Source organism: Agrobacterium sp. O3.4 (assembly GCF_041414895.1).
GTDB lineage: Bacteria > Pseudomonadota > Alphaproteobacteria > Rhizobiales > Rhizobiaceae > Agrobacterium > Agrobacterium cucumeris.
The window spans coordinates 798319-821159 of record NZ_JALPZP010000001.1; the positions used below are offsets into that span (position 1 = coordinate 798319).

Annotated in this window: 19 protein-coding genes and 1 tRNA gene; 14 read left to right on the plus strand and 6 right to left on the minus strand. The window is 57.4% G+C overall.

The annotated features are described in order from the left end of the window. The first annotated feature begins 180 nt into the window (after positions 1 to 180). The 3 genes from M0412_RS03895 to M0412_RS03905 are packed head-to-tail and all read left to right on the plus strand — an operon-like array spanning position 181 to position 3707. Positions 181 to 1896, plus strand: coding sequence for a type IV secretory system conjugative DNA transfer family protein (locus M0412_RS03895; protein ID WP_269699761.1), 1716 nt, complete (start codon positions 181 to 183; stop codon positions 1894 to 1896). Then, positions 1871 to 2782, plus strand: a complete 912-nt coding sequence (locus M0412_RS03900) for a M48 family metalloprotease (protein WP_269699760.1) — start codon at positions 1871 to 1873, stop codon at positions 2780 to 2782. Before M0412_RS03895 ends, M0412_RS03900 begins: the two co-directional genes overlap by 26 nt. A gap of 49 nt (positions 2783 to 2831) precedes the next feature. Then, the gene (locus M0412_RS03905; RefSeq protein WP_269699759.1) at positions 2832 to 3707 is read left to right on the plus strand and encodes an FRG domain-containing protein; all 876 of its coding nucleotides are present in this window, start codon (positions 2832 to 2834) and stop codon (positions 3705 to 3707) included. Positions 3708 to 3759: 52 nt separating this feature from the next. On the opposite strand, the gene M0412_RS03910 is transcribed toward M0412_RS03905, so the two are convergent. The 5 genes from M0412_RS03910 to M0412_RS03930 form a co-directional block, all read right to left on the minus strand. Continuing rightward, complete coding sequence (locus M0412_RS03910) at positions 3760 to 4353, minus strand: hypothetical protein (RefSeq protein WP_269699758.1); 594 nt, start codon at positions 4351 to 4353, stop codon at positions 3760 to 3762. Between the two features lie 148 nt (positions 4354 to 4501). After that, positions 4502 to 6130 (minus strand): RNA-directed DNA polymerase, encoded by a 1629-nt coding sequence (locus M0412_RS03915; RefSeq protein WP_269699757.1) that lies wholly within the window; start codon positions 6128 to 6130, stop codon positions 4502 to 4504. Positions 6131 to 6213: 83 nt separating this feature from the next. Further along, complete coding sequence (gene mobQ / locus M0412_RS03920) at positions 6214 to 7266, minus strand: MobQ family relaxase (RefSeq protein ID WP_269699756.1); 1053 nt, start codon at positions 7264 to 7266, stop codon at positions 6214 to 6216. A gap of 191 nt (positions 7267 to 7457) precedes the next feature. After that, a complete protein-coding gene (locus M0412_RS03925; protein WP_269699755.1) occupies positions 7458 to 8621 on the minus strand; it encodes a site-specific integrase in 1164 nt (387 codons plus the stop codon). 86 nt (positions 8622 to 8707) lie between these two features. Continuing rightward, positions 8708 to 8783 (minus strand) — tRNA-Lys (locus tag M0412_RS03930). A gap of 281 nt (positions 8784 to 9064) precedes the next feature. Here M0412_RS03930 and M0412_RS03935 point away from each other — a divergent pair. Together M0412_RS03935 and M0412_RS03940 are read left to right on the plus strand one after the other, a co-directional pair. Further along, the gene (locus tag M0412_RS03935; RefSeq protein ID WP_269699754.1) at positions 9065 to 9811 is read left to right on the plus strand and encodes a cytochrome c biogenesis CcdA family protein; all 747 of its coding nucleotides are present in this window, start codon (positions 9065 to 9067) and stop codon (positions 9809 to 9811) included. Positions 9812 to 9940: 129 nt separating this feature from the next. Beyond that, positions 9941 to 10879, plus strand: coding sequence for an AEC family transporter (locus M0412_RS03940; RefSeq protein WP_269699753.1), 939 nt, complete (start codon positions 9941 to 9943; stop codon positions 10877 to 10879). Here the strand turns inward: M0412_RS03940 and M0412_RS03945 are convergent. After that, positions 10863 to 12071, minus strand: a complete 1209-nt coding sequence (locus M0412_RS03945; protein ID WP_269699752.1) for a UbiH/UbiF family hydroxylase — start codon at positions 12069 to 12071, stop codon at positions 10863 to 10865. The two genes, M0412_RS03940 and M0412_RS03945, sit on opposite strands and share 17 nt — an antisense overlap. 209 nt (positions 12072 to 12280) lie before the next feature. Here M0412_RS03945 and pcsA point away from each other — a divergent pair, with 209 nt between their 5' ends. The 9 genes from pcsA to M0412_RS03990 all read left to right on the plus strand — a co-directional run bounded on the left by pcsA (position 12281) and on the right by M0412_RS03990 (position 22841). Then, positions 12281 to 13006 (plus strand): phosphatidylcholine synthase, encoded by a 726-nt coding sequence (gene pcsA, locus M0412_RS03950; RefSeq protein ID WP_142840079.1) that lies wholly within the window; start codon positions 12281 to 12283, stop codon positions 13004 to 13006. Positions 13007 to 13217: 211 nt separating this feature from the next. Then, positions 13218 to 14777 carry an ABC transporter ATP-binding protein gene (locus M0412_RS03955; RefSeq protein WP_142840660.1) on the plus strand — a complete coding sequence of 520 codons (1560 nt, stop codon included), beginning with the start codon at positions 13218 to 13220 and terminating at the stop codon, positions 14775 to 14777. Continuing rightward, positions 14767 to 15858 (plus strand): ABC transporter permease, encoded by a 1092-nt coding sequence (locus M0412_RS03960; protein ID WP_110756991.1) that lies wholly within the window; start codon positions 14767 to 14769, stop codon positions 15856 to 15858. The genes M0412_RS03955 and M0412_RS03960 overlap by 11 nt, the downstream gene beginning before the upstream one ends. Continuing rightward, the gene (locus tag M0412_RS03965) at positions 15858 to 16778 is read left to right on the plus strand and encodes an ABC transporter permease (protein ID WP_052819852.1); all 921 of its coding nucleotides are present in this window, start codon (positions 15858 to 15860) and stop codon (positions 16776 to 16778) included. Before M0412_RS03960 ends, M0412_RS03965 begins: the two co-directional genes overlap by 1 nt. 38 nt (positions 16779 to 16816) lie before the next feature. Beyond that, positions 16817 to 17890 carry a BMP family ABC transporter substrate-binding protein gene (locus M0412_RS03970; RefSeq protein WP_142840078.1) on the plus strand — a complete coding sequence of 358 codons (1074 nt, stop codon included), beginning with the start codon at positions 16817 to 16819 and terminating at the stop codon, positions 17888 to 17890. Positions 17891 to 18102: 212 nt separating this feature from the next. Beyond that, positions 18103 to 18837: a FadR/GntR family transcriptional regulator gene (locus tag M0412_RS03975; protein WP_142840659.1), complete on the plus strand. Its 735-nt coding sequence runs from the start codon at positions 18103 to 18105 to the stop codon at positions 18835 to 18837. Between the two features lie 213 nt (positions 18838 to 19050). Beyond that, positions 19051 to 20412, plus strand: coding sequence for a bifunctional UDP-N-acetylglucosamine diphosphorylase/glucosamine-1-phosphate N-acetyltransferase GlmU (glmU, locus tag M0412_RS03980; protein ID WP_269699751.1), 1362 nt, complete (start codon positions 19051 to 19053; stop codon positions 20410 to 20412). Positions 20413 to 20514: 102 nt separating this feature from the next. Beyond that, entirely contained in the window at positions 20515 to 22341 is a 1827-nt protein-coding gene (gene glmS, locus M0412_RS03985) for a glutamine--fructose-6-phosphate transaminase (isomerizing) (protein ID WP_142840076.1), read from the plus strand. After that, on the plus strand, positions 22338 to 22841 hold the full coding sequence (locus tag M0412_RS03990; protein ID WP_269699750.1) for a GNAT family N-acetyltransferase: 504 nt from the start codon (positions 22338 to 22340) through the stop codon (positions 22839 to 22841). Before glmS ends, M0412_RS03990 begins: the two co-directional genes overlap by 4 nt.

Below are 22841 nucleotides of genomic sequence, written 5' to 3' on the forward strand. Positions count from 1 at the left end.
TGTCAAATCGTTTAGGCGCAACGTTAGGTGTTTAAAGTGCGCAGCAGGTTGCGTTTTAAAGGGAACGATCTCACTATCGTAAAGTTCGAAGAGCACGGTTTTTATGTTGTACACCTCCATATCTAGTTGATATTTTTCGAACTGTTGCTACTCTGCCTTGCATCGGCTGGGGGCAGTCACATGAGCAAATTCGATCCATTCGGCAATTGGTCACGCGATTCTTCATGGGCGTGGAAGCTAACCAAGTTCGGCTTCAATGCGAGCCGCAACCTCAAAGCCCGCTCGGCAAGGCAGCAGGTCGAAGAACTCTACGGTCCCGAAGTTGCCGACGCGGTGGAAGCCGCCATTCGTGACGGACGCAACCCACAACCCATCATCGAGCGGGCCAAACGTGACCTTGAAGCCCGTCAGGAGCGAGAGCGCCAGCTTGCCAACCCTCCGCCACTTTATGGTTCTGCCCGCTGGCCCACCTCGACAGACCTTAAACGCTACTTGCGCGCCAAAGATGCCTTTAACGATCCCCGCTCCCTCCTGCTCGGTAGTTTTAACGATGAAGGCCAGACCAAACCCGCCGGGTATGTCCACTGGGACGGAGACGGCCATCTGCTGACGATTGCGCCAACGCGTACCGGCAAAGGGCTGACGACTATCATTCCCAATCTTCTGCGCTATCAGGGCAGTTGTATTGTGATTGACCCGAAAGGCGAGCTATTTGAGACAACCTCGCAGTGGCGCAGTACGCTCGGCCCAGTCTACCGCATAGCACCGCTGGACGAAGGTTCCGGCAAGCCAATTCACCGCTTCGATCCCGTAAGCCGCGTCCGGCGCGAAGCTGATGCGCGTGCCATTGCACAACAGATGTTTCCCCGCGATCCAAAATCAGCGTCCTTCTTTGCCGACGATGCGGTGGGATTCATGACGGCTGTAATCATGTACGTCCGCTATAAGGCTCCACCCCATCGTCGGACATTGGCCACGGTGTGCCAGATGGCCATGCTCAAGGGTGCCAGATTGCTCGGCGTTGCCCGACAGATGGAGACCTTCCCGCCATCGGCGGATGCCGCCCGTGCCGTTCTTGAAAAAGACCCGCACCGCAGCCTCAAGGTCTTGCAGGAAACCCTCACAAGTAAGCTTTACGAATGGAAAGACGCGGATATCCAGCGCAGCGTCAGCGGCTGCGATTTCAGCTTTGAAAGCCTGAAAGACCAGACAGCCACAGTCTATATCGAAATGCCGTTCGATATGATGAAGACATTTTCGGGCTGGCTGCGCGTAGTCCTCAAGACTGCACTGGACGCCATGCTGGCAAATCGCAACATACCCGAAATTCCGGTGCTGTTCGTGCTGGACGAGTTTTTGAACATCGGCCCGTTTCCCGAATATCGCGATGCGATCCGCACCCATGCAGGTGCGGGCATCCGGCTTTGGTTTTTCCTTCAGGACATTCACTCCATAGAGGAGCATTACCCCGGCAATAGCTGGCGACCGTTCCTCAACTGTGCGGTCAAGCAGTTCTTTGGCATCAACGACGACGACACGGCGCGAATGATCGGTGGCTATCTCGGTCACAAGACTCACGCCATCCGCAACGTCAGTTCCAGCGCGCATGTGTCGTCGCACGTTACCGGCTGGGACGGCGGTTCCTCGACCAATACCGGCTTCTCCATGACGGAAACCATCCAGTTTCTCGGCCGCCCGCTGCTCATGCCGGACGAGGTTCAGGAATTGCTCGGCGGCTGGCAGGGCGACGGCTGGCGTTACGGTATAACGGACATCGCGGGCACCCGCCCGTTCAAGACGCAGCTCGTCGTTCACGAGAAAAGCGAGAATTGCAGGCAAAGGGTCGGCATGATGGCAGGGGGACACAGCCATGACACAGGTGAAAGCACTTCATAACAGTACACTCCCGACCTGGCTGGGCCTCGTCGCCGGCAGCTGGGCCGGTCTGGCGTGGGGGAGTCTGATATCCGCGCCGGTGGGGATCGGCTTCGGCGTAGCTGCTGGCAGCGCCTTTGGCGGTTTTCTTGCCGTGCCGCTCTGGGGCACGGTCTGGGGGCTCGTTGGTCTGGGCCGTCAGCGTGAAAACGCCCTCCGGGACCACGGCATCACCCTCCTGAAAGAGAGCGATCCTCTCGCGCAACGCGTCCACGCACTTGCGGCAAGACTCGGACTGCGCACCCGGCCATGGGTCGGTGTCATGCCCCATAATAATGCGTACGCTATCGGCTCCAGCGCCGACAGCGCAATGGTGGTCATCGGCCAGCCGCTGCTCGATCACCTGACCGAGGCGGAGGTGGACGCCATTATCGGCCACGAGCTTGGCCATGTTGCGAATAACGACATGCGCCGCTTGGGGCTGACCCGCTCGTTTCAGAACTCTTTGGTATGGTATCTCGGGTTTTCAGATACCCTTCAACGCTGGGGCCGTTGGCTTCTGACATGGGTATCGGAACTGTTTGTCCTGCGTCTGTCCCGCAACCGCGAATACTGGGCCGATGCAGTCGGCGCGGCGCTTACCAGCAAGGACGACATGATTGCGGCGCTGGACAAGCTTCATAACGGTCCGGAGCTGAGTGATTTCGAGCGCAAACATGCTCGCCTGATGGTTCGGGGCGTTTCGGCAGGATCACTCTTTGCAACGCATCCAACGCTGGAAGAGCGGCGAATAGCGCTGGAGGCTGAGAGATATTTAAAGAAGCTCCCGGTAATTCAAAATGTTATTGTTCAGGTTAACGCCCCAAATTTTATTAAAGTCGAAAATATCGCTTACGCAAAGGATTAGAAACGTGCCAATTTCTAAGAGTTGCAATCCAATCTAAGAAGCTAACGACATGTCCGTAATCATTAAGAAGAAAATCAAAAATATTACTGAGGTCTCAAACCTCCAGGAATTTTTTGCATATCTGGCAAGCGATAAGCCTAAGAAGTCGAGAGTAAATCTTTTTCGTGGTCACGCACTCCAATCCTACTTCCTTCAACCTTCGCTTTTTAGGAAGAAAGAGTACCGTCGTGACGAAAAGAATATCGTACGCGAGCTTATTTCTATCCAGCCTAATGAATTTCGGGATGATAGAACAATGTTCGAACAACTTGTGCGGATGCAGCACTTTTCGCTTCCGACAAGGTTGCTGGATGTAACCTATAACCCGTTAGTTGCACTTTATTTCACATGTGTGCATCACCAAAATCAGGATGGCGACCTAATTAGACTCTCTGCTCACCAGACGGAAATAAAGTACTTTGATAGTGACACTGTGAGTTGTGTTGCAAATCTTGCAAACTTATCTGGAAAACAACGAGATGAAATTCGTCGAATGTCGGGATCAGAAGAAATTGTCGGTAGTGACGTAGGCGAACGTCTTCTGCATTTTATTCAAGCTGAGAAGCCATATTTTCGTCCACGAATTCAGATTGATGATCTTAAAGACATAATTGTCGTAAAACCTAAGCAAACAAATCGAAGAATATTAGCGCAGCAGGGCGCGTTCTTGATATTTGGGCTCAAGACAATTTTACACGAAGACAATGATTTTGCGATTGATATTCGAAAGATAAAGATACCAGCAGCTTCAAAGAAACATATTCTGTCCGAATTGGATGGGATTAACATCAATTCGAGTACTTTATTTCCAGAGATTGAGTCAGCTGCAAAATATATTATGTCGAAAGTAATTCCTGTCGAAGATGGTTTTGAACAGCTAGAATAAGCTCTCAGGGTTGAGCTCATCGTTTCGAACCGCGGAAAGTCCTAGTATTTTCTTATCTTCGATCCGAATCTTGGTTTACGATCGAGCGCAGTAATTCGGAGAGCTCCACTCTATTTAGATTTGCGGAGGCGGCTTTCAGAAGATAATCGAAGTTCACTTGAAGCCAGCAGTTGCGCCGGGGATTGAGGAGAATCACTTCCGACCATATGGACGTACCGGTTTCGACTGAGGCCGCGTACTTCAGTAACCAATACATAAGGACCTGTCGAAAATCCCCCGCGACAAAGTTGCGATTGGTATGTTTTACCTCAATTAGATGAGCTCCCAGCGCGAAATCGCCGTTACCTGGAGCTATCCAGCCTAATCCCGGAATCCGGGGCGCGATCTCAACGCTTGAACCAGAAACACGAGCCTCAAGTTCATGTAACATGGTGACGAGGTTCGCGGATGCTCGTTCTGCCACGGCCATATCAACTTGAGACAAACTTGTAGGAATTTTGGCATCAAAATGCCGTCGTTGCCTTGTGACAGCGAGCGCAAGGCAGTCCTCCCATGAAGGTGCTGCATCGCCTCGCAGCATCAATTCCGCGCGTGCCGAAGCTACTTCAAACAGCATAGCTTTCTGAAGCTGGCTCTGCTCGATCATAGCTTCGGGGACCGGGGAAATTCCATTGATTCGTCGCAGCCCTTTATTCAGTGATTGGACCAACCCTCCACTTAAGCGTGGGAACAATATGTCTAATACACCGGGAATGTCCCGCGCGACCGTCCGCGGATCACGAAGCGGTAAACGGCTACTGGGCATTTTGCACCCATTCAAGATAGCACGAGGTGAACGATGGAACGGTGCCTGTCTCAAAACCGAGCCGCCAAGCCTGATCAAGTGATCGTCTTAATTGCTTTCGTGAAAATTCGCCTTCGTCACCAAACTTCTTGGATATCAGCCAAAAAGCTCGTTGTTCCTCCGCTCCCAAATTCTGCCAGTCGTTGCGCAGCGTCATGAAATTGGCGCGGTCTTCCCAATATCCCCAGCATTCGATGCAGGCCCGTTTCACCGATTGGGACTTTTGCGCATCAAATACTTGTCGGACAAACGTCGCCCGTAGCTCGGTTTTCTTGAACCTGATAGCGCGTAGGTAATGCAGAAGGTTGGCTTCGGGAATGAGAAGGTGCGGGACGAGGACCGGGACGGTATCAAGCAATGTGTCAATCTGATCAAATACCGCCGCAAACTCACTATTGGCCCGAACGGAAAACACGCCTCGCATGATTTTTGACCATGATGCGCGGAAGGAGTTGAGGTTTCGGGCGTCCAAAAGTGTTGCGCAGAGTTGGGCGGCGACCTGTGGCTCCTGAAATTTTAACGCGCGTCCGATCTGGGCAAGAACGAAGCTGTCGGGCTGTGACTTTTCTTTCTCAAGGTCGAGCAGAAACTGAATGTCGATGTTGGCGAACGAATCCTTGAGCGTTTCGTACTCTGTTTGCGCTGTATCGGAGTAAGGATCAAAATGGAGGTCAAGCTCACGGAGGGTGGTGCTAGCTTCTTCACCTTCTCCAAGCTGAGCACGGACGTAGTCAATGTAATGCGGTGCGCTGAGAAACGTGGTTTTACTGCGGTTCAGCGTCAAGCCGTAGTCAGCTAGGGCGTGAGAGAGCACGGAAAGAGCGGCATAAGCATCCTGTTGCGAAGCGCATACCAACGTAAAGTCATCAACGTAGCGGTGCCAAACGATACGTTTTTCCGTGAGAATCTGATCGATAGGCGTCATCATAACTTCGGCCAGAACTCTTGCGCCTTGTCCTCCAACTGGTAGTCCGAAAGATCGTCCGGCAGTTAACTGGTTGAGTATTCTGTCTACTTGAGCTGCTACCGTCGAATTTGACCTGCTCAGATCCTTAATCAGGTTTTCAAGGCGGTGATGATAGACGTGTTCATAGAAGCTGGAAATGTCGGTTTGAATGACAATCGCACCGTCTCGCAGTAGCGCAGGTTCCAGTAGAGTCGCTTCTCTGTAGGCTCTCCAGGAGTGTGATGGGTCGAAATAGGAAGATTTCGAGGCATCCAGCCGATAAGAATGTACTCTAGAACTACGCCGAGGCTCGTTAGCTTCGGCTATCGCCAATCCGATTCCATTTAAATACAGGTTCCAGAACGGATGCAGCTTTGTTGTGATGCGAAACCCGTGAGAACCAGACGGCACTAGGAGCCGTTCGGACCCTATGGTTAGTTCGTTGATGAAATTCTTCGCGTCTTTGAACGATTGATTATCTAGGACAGTGAATAAGTCGAAGCATAGTTGAGCGAGGTCCTCGGCTTTGTCGCGAACGAAGGAGGAATCGATATCGTAAGGGAGAGTGTCATTGTCACCACTTTTGCCTATCTCGAATGCCGCTTGAACAAAGTGCTCGCGCTTAACTTCCATCGTACGTCTTTCACTGAATTATAATAGCAAAGTGTATGCTGGATACGGAGCGGATTTCAATGCAAAGTTGCGTAACGCTGCTTCTAACGCTTGCGTTCGAGATCGAGATGGTCCTGAGCGGGAGCTGGCATTGAATGCTCTTCAACCTCCATCCAATCCAGATGGTTTTCCCAGTGATCCAGAACCGCCGCATCCTGGGCGGGAAGGGGCTCGCTCAACCAGTCCAGCATATCCTCCGGTGCCAGCCGGTAAGCGGCGGCTTCACCGTCACTCATCTCGCGGCTGTTCTGCCGCTCAATCGCCTGCCGTGCGGCAGCAGGGTCGCCGTTCGGCTCTTGGAAGGCGGGAGGTTCCTCCCGTTCAACCTCGTGCAGCATCCGCCCTTCGGCGGCTGCGAGCTCTCGCGGGTGAATGGGATTCCCATCAGGATCGGGCACGGGCAGGTCACGGTCATCATGTGTAGGAACCATCTTTTCCCTCTCTCGCTGGCGTTGCCTGCGGGCACGCCGTTCCTCTTTGTCCGGTCCACGATGCTGGCCGGGTGTTCGGTCCAGTTTGCGTTTCGCATAGCTGCGGCTGTCGATGGCGGCGGCAACGCCTGCCTTCTTCAAGGCTGCGTTGGCAATGTGCTCCCAGGTTAGTCGCGCCTCGCTGATAAACTGCCGTCCATCGGCGCTGCGGATTTTCGGACCAAACCCCTCTGGCGTGATGACGCGCGTGGTCAACAGGATATGGACGTGCGGATTATGCTGGGTGCCATCGTCGTGGATGGCAAAGTCGGCAACAAAGCCCTGCGCCGTGTAGGCGTCGGCCATGGCGTGGGCGACGGTCAGCCACGCGGTGCGTGACAGTTCGCGGGGCAGGGCGAACTCGATCTCTTTGGCGAGCCGCGCGTCATGCCGCTTTTCGGCCAGTTCCACTGCATTCCATAAAGTGGTGCGGTCGGCCATCCAGTCCGGCGTACCGGCTGGTAGGCGAATGCCGCAGGCGATCACATCGCGCCGTCCGCCGAAATCCGACAGCTTCTCTTCGGCGTCATTCGGCAGAACCTCGCCTGCGCGATAAGCAGCGGCCGCGACAACGGAGCGTCCGTCTCCCCGGCTGATGTTCTTGACGTTCAGGTGATAGATAGCCATTCACCTTGCTCCGGCACGGACGGGGTTCAGGGGTGTCCCCTGACGCACCTGCCGGTTTTCTCCAGACGCCCCGCGCGGATGGTAAGAAAACCGTGCAGAGCATCGCCTCCGCTTCAATGCGTACACATTGGGCGATGCGTAGGTGCGCTGTTACGCATTGATACATGCCGACTACGAATGTTCAAGATGGGCTAGGCTTCAGCGGCCACGACCTTCTTCACCTTTTTCTTCACGTTGATGGCCTTGGCATCCAGCGTGTTCTTGAGATGCACGGCGTAGTGCTTCTCAATCATCTCTACGCTCGTCCGGCAGTTCTTGGCGATCTGATAGATGTCGGCACCTTCCAGCAGGCGCAGGCAGATATAGGTATGGCGGAGGCTGTAAGCCGAACGCTTGTTACCTTCACGGTCGGTTTTGAATCCGCAATCGGTCATGGCGCGATTGAATTGCTTCTTGTGATCCTGCGGGAACACGAGATCCGTCGGCTTGGGATTGTTGCGCTTCACCAGCCTCTCAAACGGGTGCACAGCGCCTGTGGTGCTTTTGCAGTAGCCAAAGCCGCGCTTGCCGCGCACCTCGATCAAGAGAATGCGCTCGTCGCTCTCTTCGTCCTTCTCAATCGTCACATCACGATATTCGAGCCGGTTGGCTTCATCGGGCCGCAGGCCGGTGTTGGCCATGAACAGGATGTAGTCGTGGAATTGCTCGGCGGCGTAGTGCCAATTGAGCCCAACAGCGGATTTGGCGCGCTCACGGGTGTAGGTATAGAGTTGCTTGTATTCCTCGGGAGAGAACCATGCGCGGTGTGTGATCTTTCCCGACGCTTTGTAGGGAGCGGAGAAGTCGGGGAGGTGGCTGATCCAGCCGTGGCGCAGGGCGGTTTTCATGACCTGCCGCAAGGTGACGGTCTCGTGGTGGAGGGTGCTACGTGTGGGCACCTTGCCGGTCTCGGGGTGCGGCTGGAGCCGCATGACGCGGAATTCCTGCACCTTGCCCGCTGTGACGGCAATAAGCGCCATCTTGCCGAAGTAGGGAAGGAGGTGGTTGTTGATTCGCGCCTCGTGGTCCTTCACGTAGCGCGGATTGCGCTCGCCATTTGTGAGTGGGACATATTCCTGAAGGAACTGTTTGGCGGCGTCGGCAAAGGTGCGCTCGGTCTTCAACTGGCCGATACGGCTCTTACCGCGAAGCTCCAGATACCAGTCTTCGGCAAACTCTTTGGCGAGCGCCAAAACATCGGTTTTTGTGCTGACGCGCCACTCCTTGCCCTCAAGGTAGGTGGAGCATTGCCAGAGCGTGCTATTGGCCCGGCGGTAGACCCGGACCTTGTCACCAAAGACGGTATGCGACGCCATTTCACCCTCTCAAACTGTGCGAGACATGTGTGAGGGTTATTTTACAGATTTTGGGCTGATTTTCAACGGTAAGTGCTTGATTCCGTTGGTGAGAGCGCAGGGATTCGAACCCTGGACCTACTGATTAAAAGTCAGTTGCTCTACCGGCTGAGCTACGCTCTCCCGTGTCGGGGCTGATTTGCCCTTCGGAAGTGCGCGGAACATATGTAGAGCGATCCGTTCGGTCAACCCAAAAAAAGCGCTTTCGACAATCAATCTGGTTTTTTTTGTCGCACCCCCAAAAAGGTGATTGGAGAGAGGGGGCGGCTGGGGATAAAACCGGCTTCAGGCGTGTCGGGCAAACGGGTGAAATCGTTTTGCAGCAATGACATGCGCGAAAATGAAGCGTGAAGTGCCGGCGAATCTTCAAAATCGTGGCGGCTTTGCGGGATGCGGAGTTCCTCTTGTCGATTGCCGATATTTCCCTGTTCACCGCGCTCCTGGCCGGCGCTCTTTCGTTTCTGTCGCCCTGTGTGCTGCCGCTGGTGCCACCCTATCTCTGTTATATGGCCGGTGTTTCCGTCGAGCAGTTCCGGACGGAGGAGACCGCGCCGCGGCCGGAGATTCGCAGGGCCGTGATGTTTTCGGCTTTTTTCTTCACCCTCGGTTTCGCCACTGTTTTTGTGGCGCTCGGGGCAGGCGCCTCGACGATCGGTACCTTGCTGCGCCAGAACCTCGATATTCTCGCCAAGATCGGTGGTTTGATCATTATTCTCATGGGCCTTAATTTTCTCGGCGTCTTCCGCATCGGCCTGTTTTCGCGCGAGGCGCGGTTTCAGGGGGCGGGCAAACCGGCAACGCTTTCCGGGGCCTATATCATGGGCCTTGCCTTTGCCTTCGGCTGGACACCCTGCATCGGTCCGGTTCTGGGGGCGATCCTCGGCGTTGCCGCCTCGCGTGAGACGGTTGGCGATGGCGCGATGCTGCTTGCCGTCTATTCGCTCGGTCTTGCGGTGCCGTTCTGGATTGCGGCGGCGTTTTCCGGTTCCTTCATGCGTTTCCTCGCGCGCTTCCGCCGCCATCTCGGTCTCGTCGAAAAGGTGATGGGTGTGCTTCTGGTGCTTACCGGTATCGCTTTCATGTCCGGTTTTATCACCAATGTGGCGATCTGGTTCCAGGAGACCTTTCCGATCCTGATGAAAATCGGCTAAGCCTCTCGCGGACTTGGAGCATTTCCGTTTTTTCCCGAAACACGAAAACGCCCTGCCTCTTTGTTTTACGCATTTTCCGGACGTAAAACCGCTACGCACTTTTACTGGAAATGCTCTTGAGGAATGACCGTGGCTGATATCGTTGGATTGCTGTTGCCGTTTTTCGGCCTGATCTTCATCGGTTACGGTGCGGCGCGCATCACCAGGCAGCCGGTCGAGGCGATGGGCTGGCTGAACACCTTCATCATCTATGCGGCCTTACCGGCGCTGTTTTTCAAGCTGGTGTCGAAAACGCCGGTGGAAGAGCTGGCGCGGATGGATTTCGTCGCCGCCAGCCTTGCCTGCACCTATGGCATTTTTCTGCTGGTGTTCCTGATCGGCCGGTTTATCCGCAAGAACAGCCTCGCCGAAACCACGATCCAGAGTTTCGCGGCAAGTTACGGCAATATCGGTTACATGGGGCCGGGGCTTGCGCTTCTGGCGCTCGGTGAAAAAGCGGCGGTGCCGGTGGCGCTGATCGTCTGCCTTGAAAACGCCGCGCATTTCATCGTCGCACCGGCGATGATGGCGGTTGCGGGCGGCGACAAGCGCTCGGCTGGAAGGCTTGCGCTGGATGTGGCGCGCAAGGTCATCACTCACCCGTTCATCGTCTCGGTGATTGCCGGATTTCTTGCCGCTTCGCTGTCATGGCAGCCGCCGGAGGCGGTCCAGCGGCTGGTGGATTATCTGGCGCAATCAGCAGCACCCTGCGCGCTGTTTGCCATGGGCGTGACGCTGGCGCTTCGGCCCATGAAACGGGTGCCGGTGGAGATCAGCTATATCGTGCCGGCAAAGCTGATCCTGCATCCGCTTGCCGCTTATCTCGTCCTGTCGTCGCTCGGGCGGTTCGAACCGGTGTGGATTTATTCCGCCGTGCTATTGGCGGCGCTGCCGACCGCGACGAATGTCTTCGTCATCGGCCAGCAATATCATGTCTGGCAGGAGCGGGCGTCGGCGACGATCCTGATTTCGACGGTGCTGTCGGTCTTCACGCTGACCGGCGTGGTGTATTTCATCCAGCCTTTTTGAAGCTGCCGAACAGCAGCGAGGGCAGAGCCTTCAGCCCACGACCCGGTTCGATGCCTTCGCGCATGACCATGCTTCTGAGCGTGCCGATGCCGGAGAGCACATGCAGGCCCGCCGCGCGCACCATCTGCACCGGCAGGAAATCCGAAAGCAGCGAGCGGTTCAGGAGATCGACGCTCAGGGTGCGGCTATAGACATCCGCCCGCCGTTTGCGGTCGAAGCTGCTGCCGGCATCCGCTGCGATCGGCCGGTCGGAGACGGCGCCCAGCAGTTCCGTCAGCACGATGATGTCGCGCAGGCTGAGGTTCAGTCCCTGCGCGCCGATGGGCGGAAAGCCATGCGCGGCCTCGCCGATCAGCGCCACGCGGCCCTTGCCGAAGCGGTGCGCTGTCATGGAAGACAGCGGCCATGCCTGCACGCTGTTTTCGACGGTAACCGCGCCGAGCATGGATTGCATGCGTTCCTCGACCTTGAGGCTCAGGGCTTCCAGCGGCAGCGCCGTCAGTTCCTCGGCCTGCTGCGGCGTGACGACCCAGACGAGGCTGGAACGGTTGCCGGGCAGGGGAACCTGGGTGAAAGGCCCGGTGGGCGTGTGGAATTCCGTCGAGACATTGCCGTGTGGCCGGCTATGGCCAAAGTTCAGGACGATGGCGGTCTGCGGGTATGACCAGGATTTGACACCGATACCGGCCGTGTCCCGCACCATCGATTTCCTGCCATCGGCGCCGATCAGAAAATCGGCCGATAGCGTTTCGCCATTCGCCAGCGTCACCGTTATGCGATCGTTACCGATGTCGATCGTTTCGGCGAAAGTGTCGAGACGGGTAATATTGTGTTCCTGCTCGACGGCTTCCGAGAGAACACCGAGCAGCGCCTCATTGGGAATATTCCAGCCGAAAGCATCAAGCCCGATTTCGGAGGAGCGGAACTGCACCGTCGGCGCGCGCAGCAGGCGGTCGGTACCGTCGATGATCTGCATGGTGGAAAGACGCGCTGCGGCAGGCGCGATGCGTGACCACAGGCCGAGACGGTCCATGAAACGGATTGACTGGTCCATCAGCGCCGTGGTGCGCTGGTCCTTCTTCTCGCTTGAAGGAGCAACGAGCGCCACGTGGCGGCCGGCCCGGGCGAGTGCTATGGCGGCGATCTGGCCCGCAAGTCCCGCACCGGTGATGGCGATATCGAAGTGTCTCATGGTCCTGATCCGTTGTTATTTCCAGAGCATCATAGAGGCTTTGCGCAGGTAAATCCACTTGGACGCCGGAACATCCGGGCGCAAACATTCGTTGGTTGCGCCACTATATTAGTCTTAGGATAAGCGGATTGAGCCGGTTGCAAAGCGTGGTGAATGGCCGCATACCGGAATGAACAGGGCGGATGAAAAGCGGGGCGCAGACGCTGACCATGAAAATTTTCAACTACAAGCGTGTTCCCTACGCGGAAATCCGCGCCTTTTCCGTGCATATGCTCACGGCGTCCGGTTCGTTCCTGGCTTTTCTCGGCGTCGTCGCCGCTGCCGAGCATCGTTTCGTCGATATGTTCTGGTGGCTGGGGCTTGCGCTTCTGGTCGATGGTATCGACGGACCCATCGCCCGTAAGGTACGGGTGAAGGAAGTTCTGCCCAACTGGTCCGGCGATACGCTCGACAATATCATCGACTACGTCACCTATGTGCTGTTGCCTGCCTTTGCGCTTTACCAGAGCGGCATGATCGGCGAGCCGTTGTCATTTGTGGCCGCCGGCATGATCGTGGTCTCTAGCGCCATTTATTATGCCGATATGGGCATGAAGACGGATGAATATTTCTTCTCTGGCTTTCCGGTCGTGTGGAACATGGTGGTTTTCACGCTGTTCGTCATGGATGCGAGTGCAACAACGGCCATGACCGTCGTCACGGTCTCGGTTTTCCTGACATTCCTGCCGATCAACTTCCTGCATCCGGTACGGGTGAAGAGGTTGCGTCCGCTCAATCTGGCCGTCGTGTTCGTCTGGTGCGCACTTGGCGGTTATGCGCTGCTGGCGCATTTCGAAACGCCGACATGGGCGGTGATCGCATTCGTCACGAGCGGCATCTATCTTTATTGCATCGGTGGAATCTTGCAGTTCTTCCCCTCGCTCGGCGCGAAGTAAGAAAAATCTAAAGCCGTTTATTGCTTGTGCAAATTGCATTTAAGCAGTTTCTTTTTCTGTTGTGCGCAGCAGCAAAACGGTTATCAATAAATCATGGTCCCGTAGCATTGCATACGCATTGCCGCCGGATTGGGAACAATGACCACTGTTGTTGAAATGCTTCGAAGAAAGCGTGGACAGCCGGTGAAAGAGGGGATCAGTGACTGGAAATCTGGCGCCAGAGGCCACGCCTCTCCTGTCGGTTCGCAAGCTGACAAAGCTGTTCGGCAATTTCGCCGCCTGCAACGGTATCGATCTCGATATTGCGCCGGGCGAAATCCATGCGCTTCTGGGTGAAAACGGTGCCGGCAAGTCGACGCTGGTCAAGATGCTGTTCGGCGTCCTTGCGCCGACGGAAGGCGACATCATCTGGCAAGGCCAGCCGGTTTCCGTGGGCTCGCCCAGCGAGGCCCGCAGGCTCGGTATCGGCATGGTCTTCCAGCATTTTTCCCTGTTCGAGGCGCTGACGGTTGCTGAAAACATTGCCCTGTCGCTCGACCCGAAAATTTCGCTGAAGGAAATTGCCAAGGAGGCGGAAACGTTGTCGCGGGCCTATGGTCTGCCGCTCGATCCCAATGCGCATGTGGCCGATCTTTCGGTCGGCGAGCGCCAGCGCATCGAGATCGTCCGCGCTTTGTTGCAGAACCCGCGCCTGATCATTCTCGATGAGCCGACCTCGGTTTTGACGCCGCAGGAGGCCGACAAGCTGTTCGAGACGCTGGCAAAGCTGAAGGCCGAAGGCCGCTCGGTGCTTTATATCAGCCATCGCCTCGAAGAAGTGCAGCGCATCTGTGATCGCGCCACCGTCTTGCGTCACGGCAAGGTGACGGGAGCGTGTGATCCGCGCAAGGAAACGCCGGCGTCGTTGGCGCGCATGATGGTCGGCAGCGATGTCGCCAGTGTTTCGCGCGCAACGGGCGAGGCGCTCGGTGCACCGCAGATCGAGGTCATGGGGCTTTCGGTTGCGCCGCGTACGCCTTTTGCTGTGGCCTTGAAGTCGATTTCAATGAATGTACGCGCCGGTGAAGTGCTGGCGATTGCCGGAGTGGCCGGAAACGGGCAGGGCGAGCTGTTCGATGCACTCTCTGGCGAATATCCCGTTTATAATAATGACGCCATCCATCTGCGCGGCAAGCCGGTTGGTCGCATCGGCATCAATGGCCGGCGTCTGATGGGTGCCGGTTTCGTGCCGGAGGAGCGCCACGGTCACGCTGCGGTTCCCGGCATGAGCCTTTCCGACAATCTGTTGCTGGCGCGGGCGCGTTCCGACCGCAAGGCGTTTCTGACCGGCGGTTTCCTGCGTATCATCCGCGGCTCGGCCATCCGGGCGGCGGCGCGGCGCATTTCGGAAACCATGGATGTGCGCAAGAGCGGTGCCGATCCGCTGGCGGGATCGCTTTCCGGTGGCAATCTCCAGAAGTTCATCGTCGGGCGCGAGCTTGACCGTCAGCCGGCGGTGCTTGTTGTCAATCAGCCGACCTGGGGTGTGGATGCAGGGGCGGCAAGCCGTATCCGCCAGGCGCTGGTCGATCTTGCCAAGGCTGGCTCGGCCGTCATCGTCATCAGCCAGGATCTCGATGAAATCTTCGAGGTCGCCACCAATATCGCGGTCATTTCCGATGGCAAGCTCTCCGATGCCCATCCGGTGGAAGAGATGACGCTTGAAAAGATCGGCCTTTTGATGGGCGGCATTCACACGTCACATTCGGGAGCCGCCCAGCATGCGCATTGAGCTTGAAAAACGCGCGGGGGTCTCGAAGCTTTTCACCCTGCTTTCGCCGCTTCTGGCGCTGGTGCTGACGCTGCTTGTCGGCGCTGTCATGTTCGCCATGCTCGGCAAAAATCCGGCTCACGCGCTTTACGCCTTTTTCGTCGAGCCGCTGCTCGAGGTCTGGTCGCTGCATGAGCTGGCGATCAAGGCTGCGCCGCTGATCCTGATCGGCGTCGGCCTGTCGATCTGTTATCGCTCCAATAACTGGAATATCGGCGCGGAGGGGCAATTCACCATCGGCGCGATTACCGGTTCCATCCTGCCGGTGCTTTATCCCGACTGGCACTCGCCGCTCATCCTGCCGCTGATGATGGTGATGGGCGCTGTCGGCGGCGCGCTTTATGCCGGTATTCCGGCGCTGTTGAAAACGAAGTTCAACACCAATGAAATCCTCGTCAGCCTGATGCTGGTCTATGTCGCGCAGCTTTTCCTTGATTGGCTGACGCGTGGCATCTGGCGCGATCCCGGCGGTTACAATTTCCCGCAGACCAAGCCCTTCAACGACAGCGCGGTTTTGCCGGAAATGCTGGCCTCGGGCCGGGCGCATTGGGGTTTCGTGTTCGCCATCGTCGCGGCCATCGCGCTGTGGTTCATGATGCGCTACATGCTCAAGGGCTTTGAAGTTACCGTGCTTGGCCAATCGGCGCGGGCAGGGCGCTTTGCCGGTTTTTCCTCCAGCCGCATGGTGTGGTTTTCGCTGCTGTTATCGGGTGCACTGGCCGGGCTTGCGGGCATTTCGGAAGCTTCCGGTTCCATCGGCCATCTCCAGCCCAGCATTTCGCCGGGTTATGGTTTCACCGCCATCATCGTCGCCTTTCTCGGCCGCCTCAATCCGCTCGGCATCATCCTTTCCGGGCTGGTGCTGGCGCTGACCTATCTCGGGGGTGAGGCGGCGCAGCTTTCGATCGGCGTCTCCGACAAGGTGACACGGGTATTTCAAGGGCTGATGCTGTTCTTCGTTTTGTCCTGCGATACGCTGATCTTCTATCGCATCCGGGTGGTCTTTGCCGGCAAGACACATCGTAAAGAAGGAGCGGCATGATGGATATGCTTCAGGCCATTCTTCTCACCGTCATCACCGCTGCCACCCCGCTTGTCATCGCCGCTTCGGGCGAGCTTGTGGCGGAACGTTCGGGCGTGCTTAATCTCGGCGTTGAGGGCATGATGATCATGGGCGCGGTCTGCGCTTTCGCCGCGACGCATATGACGGGTTCGCCCTATCTCGGCATTCTGGCCGGCATTGCCTCGGGCGCGGTGTTTTCGCTGCTCTTCGGCTTCCTGACGCTGACGCTTGTCACCAATCAGGTGGCGACGGGTCTTGCGCTCACCATTCTCGGCCTCGGCGTCTCCGGCATGCTGGGCGAGAGTTTCGTCGGCCTGCCTGGTATCAAGCTGCAGCCGATCGTCTTTCCTGTCTTGTCGGAGATCCCGTTTTTTGGTCCGCTGTTGTTCCGGCAGGACCTGATCTTCTACATGTCCATCGCGCTGGTGTTCGGCATCAGCTGGTTCCTGTTCAAAAGCCGCACGGGCCTGAAGATCCGCGCCATCGGTGACAATCACGCCTCGGCCCATGCGCTTGGCATCAATGTCATCCGCACACGGTATCTGGCGGTCATGTTCGGTGGCGCCTGCGCCGGTCTTGCGGGCGCACAGCTGTCGCTGGTCTATACGCCGCAATGGGTGGAAAACATGTCGGCCGGGCGCGGCTGGATTGCGCTGGCGCTCGTTGTTTTCGCCTCATGGCGTCCGTGGCGCCTGCTGGCGGGCGGTTATCTGTTCGGCGCCGTCACCATCGGCCAGTTGCATGCGCAGGCCTTCGGCATCGGCGTACCGTCGCAGCTGCTTTCGGCGATGCCTTATCTCGCAACTATTGTCGTGCTGGTCATCATCTCGCATAATCGCCGCACGACCTTGATCAACACACCGGCATCTTTGGGCAAATCCTTCGTGCCGGACAGGTGAAGAAGAATCCTCAAGTCTCCAAACCAACAGGGGTAAAAATGAAAAAACTGGTCATCGCACTTGCCGCTTCCGTCGCGGCGCTCGGCGGCGTCGTTTCCTCGGCGGAAGCCGCCGACGCCAAGAAGGTCTGCTTCATCTATGTCGGCAGCCGCACCGATGGCGGCTGGACACAGGCGCATGAGATCGGTCGCGAAGAGCTGCAGAAGCATTTCGGCGACAAGATCGAAACGCCGTTCCTTGAAAGCGTTCCGGAAGGCCCGGATGCCGAACGCGCCATCGAACGTATGGCCCGTTCCGGCTGCGAACTGGTGTTCACCACCTCCTTCGGCTTCATGGATGCGACCGTGAAGGTTGCCCAGAAGTTCCCCAAGGTGAAGTTCGAGCACGCCACCGGCTTCAAGACCGCTGAAAACGTCGCGACCTACAATGCGCGCTTCTATGAAGGCCGTTACATTCAGGGTCAGATCGCCGCGAAGATGTCGAAGAAGGGTCTCGCCGGCTACATCGCGTCCTTCCCGATCCCGGAAGTGGTGATGGGCATTGACGCCTTCGTGCTCGGCGCACAGTCGGTCAACCCGGACTTCAAGCTCAAGGTCGTCTGGGCCAATACCTGGTTCGACCCCGGCAAGGAAGCCGATGCGGCCAAGGCGCTGATCGACCAGGGCGTCGATATCCTGACGCAGCACACCGACACGACGGCTCCGATGCAGGTTGCCGCCGAGCGTGGCATCAAGGCCTTCGGTCAGGCTTCCGACATGATCGCAGCCGGTCCGCAGACCCAGCTCACCGCCATCAAGGACACCTGGGGTGCTTATTACATCAAGCGCACGCAGGCTTTGCTTGACGGCACCTGGAAGTCTGAATCCATCTGGGATGGCCTGAAGGACGGTATCCTGACCATGGCGCCCTACACCAACATGCCTGACGACGTGAAGAAGATGGCTGAGGAAACCGAAGCCAAGATCAAGTCGGGCGAGCTGCATCCCTTCACCGGCCCGGTGAAGAAGCAGGACGGCTCGGAGTGGCTGAAGGCTGGCGAAAAGGCTGAGGACAAGGTTCTGCTCGGCCTCAACTTCTACGTTGCCGGCGTGGACGACAAGCTGCCGCAATAATGCGGATTATCTATCGCTACTGAAGCAAGGCCGCACATGAGAAATGTGCGGCCTTGCTTATTTTCATGCGTTTTACTGCATGGATGCAGTTTACCTTTGCTTTTCATGCGACTTGATGTTTTTCACTATAATCTGACTTGAGATACACACGTCTGGCGCGATTTTTTTAAGGTCGCCAACCGAACGGAAGGACATGGCACTTGCAGCGCGGAATGCTCGATGCGGCGATTGGTTTTCGAAAGCTGCGGACAAATCATGCACAGGTCGTTCACAAGCTCGGTCTCGATATCGTCTCCGGTACTTTCAGGACGGGTGAGATATTGCCTGGGGATGCCGAGCTGATGGAGCGGCTGAAAGTATCTCGCACGGTGCTGCGCGAAGCGATGAAGACGCTGACCGCCAAGGGCATGATTTCCCCCAAGGCGCGCATCGGCACAAGGGTGACGGAGCGCGAAAGCTGGAACATGTTCGACAGCGAAGTGCTTCTCTGGCACTTCGAGGCAGGTGTCAGCGACGAGTTCCTGCTGCATCTCTATGATATCCGTCAGGCTTTCGAACCCTATGGCGCGGGGCTTGCCGCGCTCAGGGCAAAAGACGCCGATATCGCCAAGCTCGCTGCTTACGCCAACGAGATGGGCAATACGGCTTATTCCAAGGAAAAACGGGCGCTGGCGGATATGAATTTCCATGTGCTCATCACCGAAATGTCCGGCAATCCGTTCATGCGCACCGTCGGTTCGCTGATCAAGGCGGCGCTGGCGGGCATTTTCCGGATGAGCAATCCGGAAGCCGATCCCAACGAGATTTCCGATGTGTCCGCCTCTCACTTGAGGCTTGTCGAGGCGTTTCGTCTGCGTGATGAGGCCGCGGCGCGCCGCGAAATGGGCAGGCTGATTGAAAATGGTCGTCAGCAGGTCCTGCAATTCACCGCCCGTCACCCGCGCTGAATAAATCACTTCTTCCCGCCGCTGATCACGTTTGATGAAAATCGGTGCGGAAATTTTGGTGTGGATTTGCATGGTTTCTTAAGTGGGCCGCCGTTATAGCAATGCCGGAACGTAATTACCGATGCGCCTGTCTGTTCAACCGGCTGGCGTTAAGTCAAACACATGCCACTGTCCCGGCTGCCCTGCGGCCGGTAACGGGGTGTTGGAGGTCTTATGGAGCGCAGCTCTCTAGCCGTTATTCTCGCTGCGGGCGACAGCACGCGCATGAAGTCGTCGAAATCCAAGGTGCTGCACACGGTTGCCGGGCGGCCGATGATTGCGCATGTGGTGGAGGCTGTGGCTGGATCGGGCGTTGGTGCCGTGGCGCTGGTGGTCGGGCGCGATGCTGACAATGTTGCCGCGGCTGCCAGCCTCAGGGGTCTTGAGGTCGAGGCTTTCGTGCAGACGGAGCGCAAAGGCACCGGCCATGCGGTTCTTGCCGCACGCGCAGCCATCGAGCGCGGTTTCGATGACCTGATCGTCGCTTATGGCGACGTACCGCTCATCACGTCGGCGACGCTCGATCGGGCGCGCGAGGCGATTGCCGCCGGTGCCGATGTGGCCGTAATCGGCTTCCACACCGAGCGTCCGACAGGTTATGGCCGGTTGCTGGTTGAGAATGGCGAGCTGGTGGCGATCCGCGAGGAAAAGGACGCAACCGACGAAGAACGCAAGGTAACCTGGTGCAATAGCGGCCTGATGGCGATCAACGGGCGTAATGCCCTTGATCTGCTCGACCGGATCGGCAACAGCAACGTTAAAGGCGAATATTATCTCACCGACATCGTTGAAATTGCCCGTTCGCTCGGCCGTCGCGCCGTGGCCATCGATGCGCCGGAAACCGAGCTGGTTGGCTGCAACAACCGTGCCGAACTGGCTTTTATCGAGAAGCTGTGGCAGGAGCGCCGCCGCCATGAGCTGATGGTGGACGGCGTTTCGATGATCGCGCCCGAGACGGTTTTCCTCTCCTTCGATACGAAGATCGGCCAGGATGCCCTGATCGAGCCGAATGTCGTGTTCGGTCCCGGCGTGACGATCGAGCCGGGTGCCGTCATCCATGCGTTCTCGCATCTGGAAGGTGCTCATGTTGCGGAAGGTGCGACCGTCGGTCCCTATGCGCGGTTGCGTCCAGGCGCCAACCTGCATGCCAATTCCAAGGTCGGCAATTTCTGTGAGGTCAAGAAGGCCGAAATCGGCGAGGGCGCCAAGGTTAACCATCTGACCTATATCGGTGATGCCTTCATCGGTGCCGGCAGCAATATTGGTGCGGGCACCATCACCTGCAATTACGACGGTTACAACAAGGCTGAAACGCGGATCGGCGCGAACAGTTTTGTCGGCTCGAACTCGTCGCTGGTTGCACCCGTGACGATTGGAGAAGGCGCTTACATCGCATCCGGCAGCGTGATTACCGATGACGTTCCCGATGATGCGCTGGCCTTCGGGCGTGCGCGCCAGGAAGTGAAGCCGGGCCGGGCAACCGTGGTGCGTGAGCGGGCGAAAGCGCTGAAAGAAGCCAAGAAAAAGGCCTCTTGAAAGACGTTACCGAGCGATACCGAAAGTGACCGGCGGGATAATTGCTGATTTCGGAGAAACGGTTAGTAGTTTCGGCGAAGAGATCGCCGTCTGGAGAAATATATGTGCGGAATTGTCGGAATAGTCGGAACCCAGCCTGTTGCTGAACGGCTTGTCGATGCGCTGAAGCGTCTCGAATATCGTGGTTACGATTCGGCTGGTGTCGCCACCATCGACAATGGCGCGATGGATCGCCGCCGGGCGGAAGGCAAGCTGTTCAACCTGGAAAAGCTGGTTTCGGAAAAGCCGTTGCCGGGTGTGGTCGGTATTGCCCACACCCGCTGGGCGACGCATGGCGTACCGAACGAGACCAATGCCCACCCGCATTTCGTCGAAGGCGTTGCCGTTGTTCATAATGGCATCATCGAAAACTTCTCCGAACTGCGCGAAGAACTGACCGCCGAGGGCGCGACCTTCACCACCCAGACGGACACTGAAGTGGTGGCGCAGCTTCTGGCGAAATATACCCGCGAAGGGCTTGGCCATCGCGAAGCGATGCTGAAGATGCTGAACCGCGTTACCGGCGCCTATGCGCTGGTCGTCATGTTTCAGGATGATCCCGGCACGTTGCTTTCGGCGCGCTCCGGCCCGCCGCTTGCCGTCGGTTATGGCCGTGGTGAGATGTTCCTCGGTTCGGATGCCATCGCGCTGTCGCCCTTCACCAACGAGATCACCTATCTGGTGGATGGCGATTGCGCCATCGTGACCCGACAGGGTGCTGAGATCATCGATTTTTCCGGCAAGCCTGTGAAGCGCGAGCGGCAGATTTCTCAGGCGACGGCCTATGTGGTCGACAAGGGCAACCACCGCCACTTCATGGAAAAGGAAATCTACGAGCAGCCGGAAGTCATTTCCCATGCGCTCAGCCACTACGTGGATTTCGCCTCCAAGACGGTGAAGGATGCCGACAAGGCCATCGACTTTTCCAAGCTTTCCGGCCTTGCCATTTCCGCCTGCGGCACGGCTTATCTGTCGGGTCTGATCGGTAAATACTGGTTCGAGCGTTATGCGCGCCTGCCGGTGGAAATCGATGTCGCCTCGGAATTCCGTTACCGCGAGATCCCGCTTGTTCCCACGCAGGCGGCGCTGTTCATTTCGCAATCGGGCGAAACCGCCGATACGCTGGCGGCCCTGCGCTATTGCCAGCAGGAGGGGCTGAAGATCGGCGCCGTCGTCAATACGCGTGAATCGACCATGGCCCGTGAATCGGATGCGATCTTTCCGATCCTCGCCGGTCCCGAAATCGGCGTTGCTTCCACCAAGGCCTTCACCTGCCAGCTTGCCGTGCTCGCTTCGCTGGCCGTTGCCGCCGGCAAGGCGCGCGGCACGATCACACCTCAGCAGGAAACCGAACTGGTTCGCCACCTGACCGAGATGCCGCGCATCATGAGCAAGGTTCTCAACAGCATCCAGCCGCAGATCGAGGCGCTGTCGCGTGATCTGTCGCGCTTCAAGGATGTGCTTTATCTCGGGCGCGGCACCAGCTTCCCGCTGGCGCTGGAAGGCGCGCTGAAGCTCAAGGAAATCTCCTATATCCACGCCGAAGGTTATGCCGCCGGCGAGTTGAAGCACGGGCCGATCGCGCTGATCGACGAGAACATGCCTGTTATCGTTATTGCGCCGCATGACCGCTTCTTCGAAAAGACCGTGTCGAACATGCAGGAAGTCGCCGCGCGCGGGGGCAGAATCATCTTCATCACCGACGAGAAGGGGGCTGCCGCCTCCAAGCTTGACACCATGGCGACGATCACCCTGCCGACTGTTGATGAACTCATCGCACCGATGGTCTTCTCGCTGCCGATCCAGCTGCTCGCCTACCACACCGCGGTCTTTATGGGCACGGATGTCGACCAGCCGCGCAATCTGGCGAAATCGGTGACCGTGGAATGATCATCCGGCCGGAACGGCAGGGTGATGAAGGGGCAATTGCCCGCGTTACGGAAGATGCCTTCCGTAACGTCGATTACAGCGACAGGACCGAACATCTGATCGTTGCGCGGCTGCGCGCCGCCGGTGCTCTGGTGGTTTCGCTGGTGGCGGAAGACAGCGAAGGCATTATCGGCCATGTCGGTTTTTCACCGGTCACGCTGAGCAGCGGTGAGAGCGGCTGGTTCTGCCTTGCGCCGCTCTCCGTGGCACCGGAGAGGCAGGGGCAGGGCGTCGGTTCACGGCTGGTGCAAGAAGGGCTTGCTGCACTGGACCGGCTGAGTGCCTCGGGCTGCGTTGTCGCGGGTGATCCGGATTATTATGGACGCTTCGGTTTTCGCCACCTCGAAGGCTTGAGTGCGGCGGGGATTCCTGACGAATATTTCACAGTTCTTCGCTTGCATGGCGGAACTCCATCCGGCATTGTCGGTTTTCATCCGGGTTTCGATGGCGAAAACGCTTAA